We start from the raw sequence: 12,209 nt of genomic DNA, 5'->3' as shown, positions 1-12,209 counted from the left end.
GCGTGCCGTCCATTCCGCTCCTGCCTTGTGGTGAGTCATGCGGCATCTCGTATCACGGTGGGAGTGGGGACATCTATGATACGAGGTGGGCTGCCTCAAATACCTGCCCCCGCAAGGGAGAGGGGGTGGGGGCGAATCACTCTCTACTTATGGTATACTACCAATAACAAGACACTGTCTCGCTTCAAAATCTCCTTGATCTTTTCGCAAGTACGTGGTATCATTGTCTTTCGCGATCTATAAGATGCGCGCCGACAAGCGTGAGTAGCACGATGGCAGGATGTCCCCGTGCGGGGCGGAACGAATATTGAACAGCGAACGAGACGTGTGCCAGTCTGCCGGTAACCCGCTGAAGGGAGAGCGGCAGGGCGGCTGTTTCTGTTTTTTTGACGAAACTGGTTGCCACGGAGCGCCGTGAGCCCACCTATAAGTGATAGAGGAGAGGTGCGTATGCCCCCGTTGATTGAGAGCGTGGTCCTTCAGCCGCTGATCGCCCCGATCGACCCGGGCGCCGATGGTCGCCGGTCGCGCCGGATCGAGCGCCGTTCCTTTGCCCGGATTAAGGACGCGATTGATCTGCCGTTGCTGATCGAAACCCAACTCAAGAGTTTTGAATGGTTCAAACGTGAGGGGCTGCGCGAACTCTTCGATGAGATCTCGCCGATTACCGATTTTACCGGTAAGAATCTTGAGCTCCACTTCCGCGATTATACCTTCGGCGAGCCGCGCTACGACGAGTTCGAGTGCCGTGAACGCGATCTGACCTATGCTGCGCCGCTGCGGGTGCGGGTGGAATTGCGCATTCTCACCACCGGCGAAATTAAGGAGTCTGAGATCTTTCTCGGCGACTTCCCGATGATGACCGATAACGGCACCTTTGTCTACAACGGGGCCGAACGGGTGGTGGTGTCGCAGTTGATCCGCTCTCCCGGCGTCTATTTCAAAGACGAGAAGGATCCGACCAGCGGGCGGGTGTTGCATACGGCTAAGCTGATCCCGAACCGCGGCGCATGGCTCGAATTCGAGACCAATAAGCGCGATGTGATTAGCGTCAAGGTTGATCGCAAGCGCAAAATTCCAGTCACGATTCTGCTGCGCGCGATTAGCGCATGGCTGGCCGAAGAAGATGGCAGCGGGCGCTGGGCGCCAGACAGCGAGCTGGACAAGTATGGTCACAACGACCAGATGATCGAGCTGTTCCGCCACATTGACACGGTGGCCGAGCATCCGTATATTCAGGCGACGCTCGACAAAGATCCGTCGCGTAACGCGAAAGAGGCGCTGCTTGAGTTGTACAAGCGTTTGCGCCCCGGCGATCCGCCGACGCTTGAGAATGCGCGTTCGCTGATCGAGTCGCTGCTGTTTAGCCCGCGCCGCTACGATCTGGCGAAGGTGGGCCGCTATAAGTTGAACAAGAACCTCTGGGAGCGCGATGCGCGCCGCGATGGCGCGAAGGCGCCTGATCTGAGCGTGCGGGTGCTGTTGCCGCGTGATATCTTCCGCATCGTCGAGCAGATGATTTTGCTCAACAATGGCCACGGTCGTCCCGATGACATTGACCATCTCGGCAATCGCCGCGTGCGCACCGTCGGCGAGCTGATCCAGCAGCAATTCCGGGTTGGTCTGCTGCGCCTCGAGCGGGTGGTCAAAGAGCGTATGTCGCTGCAAGAGCCGGCTAGCGCGACGCCGAACGGGCTGGTGAATATCCGGCCAGTGGTGGCGGCGATGCGCGAGTTCTTCGGCGGTTCGCAGTTGAGCCAGTTTATGGATCAGACGAACCCGCTGGCGGAGCTGACCAATAAGCGCCGCTTGTCGGCCCTCGGCCCTGGCGGTCTCTCGCGCGATCGGGCCGGCTTTGAAGTGCGCGACGTGCATCACTCGCACTATGGCCGTATCTGCCCGGTCGAGACGCCGGAAGGCCCGAACATCGGTCTGATTGGCACGATGTCCACCTTCGCCCGCGTCAACGAGATGGGCTTCCTTGAGACGCCGTACCGCAAGGTGTATAACAGCGTCGATAACGCGCAGGTCTGGAAAGAGAAGGGCGTGTTGCTGCGCGATGTGCGCGATCTGCGCACCGGCGAGCTGATTGCGGCGAAGGGTACGCGGGTTGATGACCAGATTGCCCGCCAGGTTACGATCGGGCTGCTGCGCGGCCAGATTCTGCGCGAGGATGTTGTCGATCCCGATACCGACGAGGTGATCGCCGAGGCCGGCACCGAGATCAATCGCGCCTTGGCCGAGCGGATCGTGGCGTTGCCGATTAAGCATATCAAGATCCGCCCGGTGGTATCGCAAGAGGTCGATTACCTGAGCGCCGATGAGGAAGACCGCTTTGTAATCGTGCAGGCCAATGCGCCGCTCGATGAGCACAATCGCTTCCTCGAAACGACCGTCTCGTGCCGCTTCGGCGAGGATTTCGTCACCGAGCGGGTTGAGCGGGTGGATTATATGGACGTGTCGCCCAAGCAGGTGGTGAGCGTCTCGACCTCGCTGATCCCCTTCCTTGAGCACGATGACGCCAACCGCGCCCTGATGGGATCGAACATGCAGCGGCAGGCGGTGCCGTTGCTGCGGCCCGATGCCCCGATCGTCGGCACCGGGATGGAGTACCGCGCCGCTCGCGATAGCGGTCAGGTGGTGGTCGCGCGCCGCGCTGGGGTAGTGCTCAGTGCCACTAGCAGCCGGATTGTGGTGGAAGAAGACGACGGTACGCAGACGGAGTATCGCTTGCGCAAGTTTATGCGCAGCAACCAAGATACCTGTATCAACCAGCGTCCGGCAGTGGTGCGCGGGCAGCGGGTGCGGGCCGGCGAGGTGATCGCCGATAGCTCGAGCACCGATCAGGGTGAATTGGCCCTCGGCCAGAATGTGCTAGTGGCCTATATGCCGTGGGAAGGCGGTAACTTCGAGGACGCGATCCTTGTCAGCGAGCGGCTGGTGCGCGAAGATATCTTTACCTCGATCCATATCGAGAAGTATGAGGTGGAGGCGCGCGATACCAAGCTCGGCCCCGAAGAGATTACCCGCGACATTCCTAACGTCGGCCAAGAGAGCCTGCGCAATCTCGATGAGCGCGGCATTATCTACATCGGTGCCGAGGTACAGCCCAACGATATCTTGGTCGGCAAGATTACGCCGAAGGGTGAGACTGATCTGACCGCGGAAGAGCGGCTGCTGCGCGCGATCTTCGGCGAGAAGGCGCGTGAGGTGAAGGATAGCTCGTTGCGGGTGCCCAACGGTGTGCGCGGTAAGGTGATCGATGTCAAGGTCTTCTCGCGCAGCGAGGGCGCTGATCTGCCAGTTGGCGTCAATCAGACCGTGCGCGTGTTGCTCTGCCAGAAGCGCAAGATCAGCGCTGGCGACAAGATGGCCGGTCGCCACGGCAACAAGGGTGTGGTGTCGCGAGTGCTGCCGATCGAGGATATGCCCTTCTTGCCCGATGGCCGCCCGGTGGACATCATCCTCAACCCGATCGGTGTGCCGTCGCGTATGAATATCGGCCAGATTCTCGAAACCCACCTCGGTTGGGCTGCTGCCCGCCTTGGCTTCCGCGTCGCCACGCCGGTGTTCGATGGCGCGCACGAGGAGCAGATCAAAGACCTGCTGGTGCAGGCCGGCTTGCCCGCCGACGGTAAGGTGACGCTCTACGACGGGCGCACCGGCGAGAAGTTCGATCATCCGGTGACGGTCGGCTATGCCTATATGCTCAAGCTGGCCCACCTTGTCGAAGATAAGATCCATGCCCGTTCGACCGGCCCCTACAGCCTCGTGACCCAGCAACCGCTCGGCGGTAAGGCCCAGTTCGGCGGCCAGCGCTTCGGTGAGATGGAAGTCTGGGCGCTGGAGGCATATGGGGCGGCCTACACCTTGCAAGAGATGTTGACGGTGAAGTCCGACGATGTGGTTGGCCGCGTCAAGACCTACGAGGCGATCGTGAAGGGCGAGCCGATCCAAGAGGCTGGCGTGCCCGAAAGCTTCAAGGTGCTGATCAAGGAGCTGCAAAGCCTTGGTCTCAGTGTCGAGGTGTTGAGCGCCGATGAGAAGCCGGTTGAGCTGAGCGATGACCTCGACAGCGACATCGGCGCGCTCGAAGGCATCAACCTGAGCGGCATGGAACGCGGCGAGTTCTAACCACGACCCCATCTGGGCGGCGGTACATCCCGTCGCCCGGCCACGCCGAACACAACGGATCTGACCCAATAGCTGCGCCAACGCGGGCCAGCCGCGCTGGGCGCGTGGAGTCTGGCGGTACGCTTCCGCTACAGGAGTAAGCCCACATGCTGGAAATTAACGACTTCAACGCCATTCGGATCAGTCTCGCCTCGCCTGAGGATATCCGATCGTGGTCGCACGGCGAAGTCACCAAGCCTGAGACGATCAATTACCGCACGCTCAAGCCTGAGCGCGACGGCTTGTTTTGCGAACGCATCTTTGGCCCGACCAAAGACTGGGAGTGCTTCTGCGGCAAGTACAAGCGCGTGCGCTACAAGGGCGTCGTCTGCGATAAGTGTGGCGTCGAGGTGACGCGGGCTAAGGTGCGCCGCGAGCGCATGGGTCATATCAATCTGGCCTCGCCGGTCAGCCACATCTGGTTCGTCAAAGGCACGCCGTCACGGCTCGGCCTGTTACTTGACATTTCGCCGCGCAACCTTGAGCGCGTGCTCTATTTCGCCTCGTACATCATCGTCGAGGTGAAAGAGGACATGTTGCAGGTGGCGCGCGAGATGATTCAGGAAGAGTACGCCGCCCGCCGCGAGAAGATCCAGCACCAAGCCGAAGAGAAGCGGATCGAGCTGAGCACCCAGCTCACCCAAGACCTCGGCGGCATGGAGACGGCTCAGCGCAGCACCCAGCGCCAGATCGAAGAGGAGTACCGCCGGTTGCGCGATGAGATCGCGAATGAGGCCGAGCGGCTGCGCGAGCGGTTGGAAGAGATGAGTGGCACGCTCGCCGACGAAGATGTTATCTTCCGCGGCGTGACGGTGGTCGAAGAGGGTGAGCCAATTAATGACAACACCCTCGACCAGCTCGACGAATTGGTTGAGCAAGAGCTTGAGGTGCTCGAAGAGCGCCGCCGCCGCGATCTGGCCGATGCCGAGATGTTGACTGACGCCGAGCGCGAGCGCAAGGCGTATGAGGCGACCCAAGAGCAAGAGCGGTTGCAAGAGCGGCTTCAGCGCGAGCTTGATAGTCTCGTGCGCGAAGAGAAGGATAAGATCGAACAGCTCAATAACCTCAAGGTGGGCCGGATCATCACCGAGACCGAGTATCGCCAGTTGCGCGATATTGCCCCCGGTGTCTTCCGCGCCGATATGGGCGCCGGTGCGGTGCGCGAATTGATCGAGCGCACGGTGAATCTTGAAAAGCTGGCCGAGGAGCTGCAAATGGAGGTGCAGACCTCGCAGGGCCAGCGCCGCAAGAAGGCGACCAAGCGCCTGCGGGTGGTGGAGGCGTTCCGCAAGAGCGGCAATCGCCCTGAATGGATGATCCTCACCGTGCTGCCGGTGATCCCGCCCGACCTGCGCCCGATGGTGCAGCTTGATGGCGGTCGCTTTGCCACCAGTGACCTGAACGATCTCTATCGCCGGGTGATCAACCGCAACAACCGGCTCAAGCGGCTGATCGAACTCAATGCGCCCGAAATCATCGTGCGCAATGAGAAGCGCATGCTGCAAGAGGCAGTTGACGCACTGATCGACAACGGTCGCCGCGGGCGGGCCGTGAGCGGCAAGGGCAAGCATCGTCTCAAGAGTTTGAGCGATATGCTCAAGGGCAAGCAGGGCCGCTTCCGCCAGAACCTGCTCGGCAAGCGGGTCGACTATTCGGGCCGCTCGGTGATCGTGGTCGGGCCGAACCTGCAACTGCACCAGTGCGGTCTGCCCAAGAAGATGGCGCTGGAGCTGTTTAAGCCGTTCGTGATGCGCCGGCTGGTCGAGCGGGGTGTGGCCCACAATATCAAGAACGCCAAGCGCGCCGTCGAGCGTGTCCGCCCCGAAGTGTGGGATGCACTCGAAGAGGTGATTAAAGACTATCTGGTGCTGCTCAACCGCGCGCCGTCGCTGCACCGGCTCTCGATTCAGGCCTTCGAGGCCAAGCTGATCGAGGGGTCGGCCATCCAACTGCACCCACTCGTCTGCGCCGCGTTTAACGCTGACTTCGACGGCGACCAGATGGCGGTACACGTGCCGCTCTCGCGCAAGGCGCAGGAAGAGGCTCGCACCCGCATGCTGAGCAAGTATAACCTGCTCAGTCCGGCCCACGGCGAACCGATCATTACCCCCTCGCAAGACATCGTGCTCGGGTGCTACTACCTGACGATGGTGCGCGATGGCGCGAAGGGGTCGGGCAAGCGCTTCGCTTCGATCGACGAAGCCATGTTGGCTTACGAGAAGGATCTGGTTGACATTCAAGCACCGATCTGGATCCGAATGAACGGCACCATCTCAGGCAAGAGCGACCGTCCGGTGCGCGAGCTGCCCCCCGCCGCCGACGGGACGCCGCGCATGGTGATTGAGACGACCATCGGGCGGGTGTTGCTCAATAACGAGCTGCAAATGCCACTGCGCTTCCGCAATCGCCTGATCGACAAGAAGGGTCTCAAGGAGATTATCGCCGATTGCTACCAGTACTACACTAATCTGCGCAACCTGAGCGAAGAGCAGTTCAACGAGGTGCGCGCTTCGCACGGCAATAAGCACGTGCAAGAATTGGCCCGCATCTACGGTTCAGAGATGACGGCACAGCAGGCCGACCGGATCAAGGCGCTCGGCTTCCGCTATGCGACCCTCGGTGGTATGACCATCGGCATTGACGACATCGAAGTGCCGGCTAAGAAGTACGACATCGTGCGCGAGGCCGAGCAACTGGTCGCCGATGTCGAGAAGCAGTTCCGCCGCGGTCTGATCACCGAAGAGGAGCGCTACCAAGAGGTGGTGCGGATCTGGCAAGAGGCGACCAAGCAGACGATCGCCGCCGTGAAGGAGAATCTCAACCCCTTCGGCCCGGTGGCGATGATGTCAACCTCAGGCGCGCGCGGTAACATCAACCAGATTTCGCAGATGGCCGGTATGCGCGGCTTGATGTCTGACCCGACCGGACGGATCATCGAGCTGCCGATTAAGGCCAACTTCCGCGAGGGTCTCTCGGTGCTCGACTACTTCGTCTCGACCCACGGCGGACGCAAAGGTTTGGCTGACACCGCGCTGCGCACCGCTGACGCCGGTTATCTCACCCGCCGGTTGGTGGACGTGGCGCAAGATGTGATCATCACGATCGAAGACTGCGGCACCGAAGAGGGCTTGTGGCTCCACAGCGCCGACGATAGCGAGCTGATGGAGAAGCTGCAGGTGCGCATGTTGGGCCGCATCCTCGCTGCGCCGATCTATCACAAGACGACCGGCGAACTGATCGCCGATCGCAATACCGAGATTGACGAAGAACTGGCCGCTGTAATCATGGCTTCCGGCCAAGAGTCGGTGTTTGTGCGCTCGCCGTTGACCTGCCAAGCCGAGCATGGTCTGTGCCGGCTCTGCTACGGGCGCAATCTGGCCACCGGCAAGCTGGTTGAAATCGGTGAGGCGGTTGGCATCATCGCTGCCCAATCGATCGGCGAGCCGGGCACCCAGCTCACACTGCGCACCTTCCACACCGGTGGCGTGGCCTCCGCCGACGACATCACGCAGGGTCTGCCCCGCGTGCAAGAGATCTTCGAGGCGCGCGTGCCGAAGGGCAAAGCGTTGCTGGCCGAGATCGACGGCGTAGTGCAGATCGTGCGCGACGAAGAAGGCGTGCGCATCATCCGCATTGTCTCAACCGATGTCTACACCGACGAGTATCCGCTGGGGCGCGGCTTTACGCCAACCATCGAGCACGAGAGCGATGTCTACGAAGGGCAGGTGATTGCCGAAGGGCCAGGTGGCGCGCAGATCGTTGCTCGCCTCACCGGTAAGGCCTTCATCCAACCCGACCGGATCGTGGTCAGTCAGGAAGATCACGAAGAGCGCGAGCTGGTAGCGCCGCATAATGCCCGCATCCGGGTAGAAAACGGCGAGCGGGTGATGGCTGGCCAGCAGTTGACTGACGGTAGCGCCAACCCACAAGAGCTGCTTGAGTTGCAGGGCCGCGAAGCGGTGCAGCGCTATCTGGTCAATGAGGCGCAGAAGGTATACCGCTCGCAAGGCGTGAACATCAACGACAAGCACATCGAAGTGATTGCGCGCCAGATGCTGCGCCGGGTGCGGATCGAAGAGCCGGGTGACACCGGCCTGCTGCCCGGTGAGCTAATCGACAGCACCGAGTTCCGCCGCCTCAACAACGACATCGTCAGCCAAGGAGGCGATCCGGCGACGGCGGCGACGGTGTTGCTGGGCATTACCAAAGCCTCGCTCAACACCGATAGCTTCCTCTCGGCAGCCTCGTTCCAAGAGACGACGCGCGTGCTGACCGATGCCGCCATTCAGGGCAAGGTCGATTACCTGCGCGGCCTGAAGGAAAATGTCGTCATTGGCAAGCTCATCCCGGCTGGCACTGGCATCGAGAAGCGGCTTGAGCGCCCGCACGAGGATCTGATCAGCGAGATGGCACGCATGCTCGAAGAAGTGCAGCAGTCCGAGGAGAAACCGGCGGAAGCGCCGCGCGCCGCCCAATTGCCGGACAAGAACGGTCACGCGACGCCGGAAAGCGACAGCGATGCCCTGTTGCGGGCGCGGCTGGAAGAGCTGTTGTCGGGTGACGGCGACCACGATGAGCCGGAGAACGGTGAGGAAGACCTGCTGTCGTAAGCGTGACGTGAGACGCTATTGGCGGTAGCAGCGGCAGGGGAAGGGCGACATCACACGCCCTTCCCCTTTTTGCTGACCGGTCGGGGAGCAGGGCGCAGCCTTACTGTCATTGTGAGGGAGTGGTGGTACCCAGCTATGCTGGGTGCCGCCCGACCAAAGCAACCTCCCGCTTCAGCGACAGGGAGTGAGCGGCCATCGTCCGTGCTTAGGGGAGATTGCTTCGCCGCGCGGGGTCAGAGCACCGCTCTGCCCCGCCGCGCGTCTCGCCATGACAGCGAGGGGTGGGCGCGCTATGACAAAAAGGGAGGGAGTGCGGCGCATCATGACAACGGGGGAGCGCGATGCAAAGCCATGAAGCGACATACGCTACACTGATAGCGGATTGTGGGCCGCAATGCCGCAACTTTTGGCGCGCACCGGTCAAGGCGTTTAACAACCGTATCACGTATGCCTCATAGCTTCATCAACGTTATCGCCCAAGAATGGCGCGCATTGCGCGCGCCGGCGCTCTGGATAGCGCTGGCCGGCTTCCTCGCGGCGACGTTGCTCTCAGCCCAATTACCTCGCCAATATGTGATTGATGTCGGGTACGAAGAGGGAGTTGGCAACGTCGATTTGCCATTCTTGCGCGATTTCTATCCTGCCGAAGCGGGAGTCAATGGCACGTTTCGGTGGACTGGCGGCAATGCTAAAATCAATCTCCTTGGCTTGGCTTGGGCGCTCGCACTGCCATCCTCCAATTCCGTTGGTTGCCGCTTGGTGATGCAATTGCCGATCTCGCGCCGGCTACCTATTCAAGTGTGGAGTCATGATCAGCTCATCGCCGAAGTGCCGGTTAGGCGCACTACCAGCCGCCAATGGCTGCTAATGCCGTCTGCAGCCGATGGTCATCTCCGCATCCGATTAGTAAGTGACAGCTTTCAGATCCCGCCAGACCCGCGCCGGCTCAGCTTACCGCTCGAACGGATCAAGATTGCGGTCATTCCCGGCGGGTGGGCATGGCCGGCGGTTGACCGGCTGCTGTGGTGGACCGGGGCATCGTGCTCGGCTGGTTGATACTGGCGCGCACCTTGGCACAACGGGCCGGATGGAGGTTGACAGTGGGGGTTGACGCACTCTGGCTTGTCACCGTGCTCGATCCAGTGCGGTTGGCGTTTGGGGCTGAAGCGGCATTTGCTGCGCTGGCCCTTGCTTATCCACTGACCATTGTGGTGCAGGCATGGTTGCGCAGGCAAGCGTTGCCGGAAGGGATTGGTAACGCACTCACGGCTATGGTTGCGATTGCCTTCGCTACCCGGATCGGGGGTAGATTCTACCCCGCGAGCATGGTTGGCGATATCGGCTTCCAAACCAACTGCTTTCACGAAATGCTTGGCGGATTGATCACCATTATCTCGAACAATCGCGGGGTGGCTTTTCCCTATCCGCCGGGGCCATACCTACTGCTAGCCCCGCTGCGCGTATTCGGTCTTGAAACGCCACTCCTCTTACAGATCGGCGCCGCACTGGCCGACAGTCTCAGTGTGGTGATCATCTACTTCATTGCCCGCCGGGTGTTATCGCCGCGACTAGCGGTGTTGGCGGCAGGCATCTACGTCTTTACCGCCGCCACTTACCTTACCACTGTTTCTTGCACAGCTTGACACGGCACGGAGCGGCGAGTTAACTGCGGTGGCCGGACGCGGGCCGGTCAGCCGTGAAGTGCTTTGGCTCACCCTCTGGCAGGCGGGTTTGATTGCGCACTATGGGTTGTTACCGATACCGTTTGCGCTGGCCAGTTTCTGGTTGCTATAGCGCTGGCAAGGGTGGCAAATGACCACCGGTCTGATGGGGTTGCGTTTCATTGTCGCGATCATCTTTGCCGCGTTGCCATTTGTGACCCAAGTCTCGAACAGCCCACGCTATCTGATGGCGCTCAGTTGGGCGATTGCGGTGGGTGCGACAGCGGCCGGTGATGCGCTCTGGCGGCGCGGGTGGATGGGGCGAGCAAGTGTGATTGGCGCTGGGATCGTGGTGTTGTTCAACACGCTCTGGGACTGGCTCACGCCCATGCTGTGGCGCGCTTGCCCGCCAGAGTCGTTTTGAAAGTCGCCAAGCCAGCGCGTTCATCTGGTATGATGGAGCGAAACAACCGCCAGCGAGCAAAGGAGCGCGCGTATGGTGACAGCATTTGTGTTCATTACCTGCGAACCGCAACGGATCAGCGACATCGCCCAAGAGGTCGCCGAATTGCCTAATGTCGCCGAAGTCTATTCGGTCACGGGTGACTATGATATTATCGCGGTGTTGCGCGTCAACGACTACGAATCGCTCGACGAGGCAGTGCCGGGAGGCATTGCCCGCATTGCGGGGGTGCGCCACACCACGACAGTGCTCGCCTTCCGCCGCTACTCGCGGCGAGATCTTGAAGCCGGGTTCGACATCGGCTTATCGTAATTGTTAGCAAGCTGCAATCCATGTGCTTGACGATCAGCAGAACAGGTGCTATAATTCGCACAATAGTTCTAGAACGTGCGGGAAAGCTCTCGCTCGGTTCGGTACTGTTGGGACGATGACACACGAGAGACGAGGAGGGTTACGATGGCGAAGGACTTGAACAAAGTACAACTGACCGGTCATCTCGGCGCCGATCCAGAGATGCGCTACACGGCGCAAGGTAGCGCTGTGACGACTTTCCGGGTGGCGAGCAACCGCACGTGGCGCGACAAAGACGGCAACCAACACGAAGAAACCGAATGGTTCCGCATTGTGGCGTGGGATAAATTGGGTGAAATCTGCAATAACTACCTCACCAAGGGCACCCGCGTCTATATCGAGGGTCGGCTGCAAACTCGCAAGTGGACGGATCGCGACGGCCAAGAGCGGTACACCACCGAGGTGATTGCACAAGATATGATCATTCTCTCGGCCAAAGGCGAGCGCGGGCCGGTACCCGATGCCGATCCGGTCTACGACGAGCCGGTTGACGAGCCGGTACGCCGCACGCCGCCGCCGTCGCCGCCGGCTAGCCCGCGACCGGCGAACAATAATCCACCCGCGGCGCGCCCGCCGGCTAACCGTATGCCTGCGCGCAACCAGCCTCAACCGCTGGATGATGAGGATATTCCGTTTTAGAAGATCGATAAGGGGGCGGGTTTGCCACCCGCCCTTACGAAGGATCAGACCGGACGGGGGCGGGTGGCAAACCCGCCCTTACGGTTCACCTTGACCAAACCGCCCTTACAGAAACCGTGGCGCGAAAGCCCACACGCTTTCGCGGTGGCATGAAGCGCCGCCATGCGAACCAACGGCGCGCCGGTTCGGGGATACCCCTTGTCGTTCAACACGGTTCATGCGCTACGAGCGCCACGAAACCGGGCTCTCGCTCCAATGCGACGCGCGGGGTGCTCGTGAACGATCATCGCATCTGGCGCCCCAAGCGACGGC

The 12,209-nt window shown here is 61.0% G+C and carries 7 protein-coding genes; all 7 read left to right on the top strand.

The annotated features are described in order from the left end of the window. Positions 1–450 precede the first annotated feature (450 nt). The 7 genes from U9R61_RS00850 to U9R61_RS00820 all read left to right on the top strand — a co-directional run bounded on the left by U9R61_RS00850 (position 451) and on the right by U9R61_RS00820 (position 11,897). The gene (locus U9R61_RS00850) at positions 451–4,134 is read left to right on the top strand and encodes a DNA-directed RNA polymerase subunit beta (RefSeq protein ID WP_322486934.1); all 3,684 of its coding nucleotides are present in this window, start codon (positions 451–453) and stop codon (positions 4,132–4,134) included. 146 nt (positions 4,135–4,280) lie between these two features. After that, positions 4,281–8,783, top strand: a complete 4,503-nt coding sequence (gene rpoC, locus U9R61_RS00845) for a DNA-directed RNA polymerase subunit beta' (RefSeq protein WP_322486933.1) — start codon at positions 4,281–4,283, stop codon at positions 8,781–8,783. A gap of 447 nt (positions 8,784–9,230) precedes the next feature. Then, positions 9,231–9,839 (top strand): hypothetical protein, encoded by a 609-nt coding sequence (locus tag U9R61_RS00840; RefSeq protein ID WP_322486932.1) that lies wholly within the window; start codon positions 9,231–9,233, stop codon positions 9,837–9,839. A gap of 44 nt (positions 9,840–9,883) precedes the next feature. Next, positions 9,884–10,426 carry a hypothetical protein gene (locus U9R61_RS00835; RefSeq protein WP_322486931.1) on the top strand — a complete coding sequence of 181 codons (543 nt, stop codon included), beginning with the start codon at positions 9,884–9,886 and terminating at the stop codon, positions 10,424–10,426. 169 nt (positions 10,427–10,595) lie between these two features. Then, positions 10,596–10,868 (top strand): hypothetical protein, encoded by a 273-nt coding sequence (locus tag U9R61_RS00830; protein ID WP_322486930.1) that lies wholly within the window; start codon positions 10,596–10,598, stop codon positions 10,866–10,868. A gap of 72 nt (positions 10,869–10,940) precedes the next feature. Beyond that, positions 10,941–11,219 (top strand): Lrp/AsnC family transcriptional regulator, encoded by a 279-nt coding sequence (locus U9R61_RS00825; RefSeq protein WP_066782481.1) that lies wholly within the window; start codon positions 10,941–10,943, stop codon positions 11,217–11,219. A gap of 144 nt (positions 11,220–11,363) precedes the next feature. Beyond that, positions 11,364–11,897 carry a single-stranded DNA-binding protein gene (locus U9R61_RS00820; protein WP_322486929.1) on the top strand — a complete coding sequence of 178 codons (534 nt, stop codon included), beginning with the start codon at positions 11,364–11,366 and terminating at the stop codon, positions 11,895–11,897. Positions 11,898–12,209: the final 312 nt, after the last annotated feature.

This window comes from Chloroflexus sp., from assembly GCF_034431535.1.
In the GTDB taxonomy this organism is placed as follows: domain Bacteria; phylum Chloroflexota; class Chloroflexia; order Chloroflexales; family Chloroflexaceae; genus Chloroflexus.
Note: the sequence above shows the minus strand (reverse complement) of the source record. Positions and strands in the feature narration are given on the sequence as shown.

What these genes read in the sequence shown, in the direction of transcription:
- U9R61_RS00850 (WP_322486934.1), top strand. Translation starts at nt 451, where the DNA reads ATGCCCCCGTTGATTGAGAGCGTGGTCCTTCAGCCGCTGATCGCCCCG.
- U9R61_RS00825 (WP_066782481.1), top strand. Translation starts at nt 10,941, where the DNA reads ATGGTGACAGCATTTGTGTTCATTACCTGCGAACCGCAACGGATCAGC.
- U9R61_RS00820 (WP_322486929.1), top strand. Translation starts at nt 11,364, where the DNA reads ATGGCGAAGGACTTGAACAAAGTACAACTGACCGGTCATCTCGGCGCC.
- rpoC (WP_322486933.1), top strand. Translation starts at nt 4,281, where the DNA reads ATGCTGGAAATTAACGACTTCAACGCCATTCGGATCAGTCTCGCCTCG.
- U9R61_RS00840 (WP_322486932.1), top strand. Translation starts at nt 9,231, where the DNA reads ATGCCTCATAGCTTCATCAACGTTATCGCCCAAGAATGGCGCGCATTG.
- U9R61_RS00830 (WP_322486930.1), top strand. Translation starts at nt 10,596, where the DNA reads ATGACCACCGGTCTGATGGGGTTGCGTTTCATTGTCGCGATCATCTTT.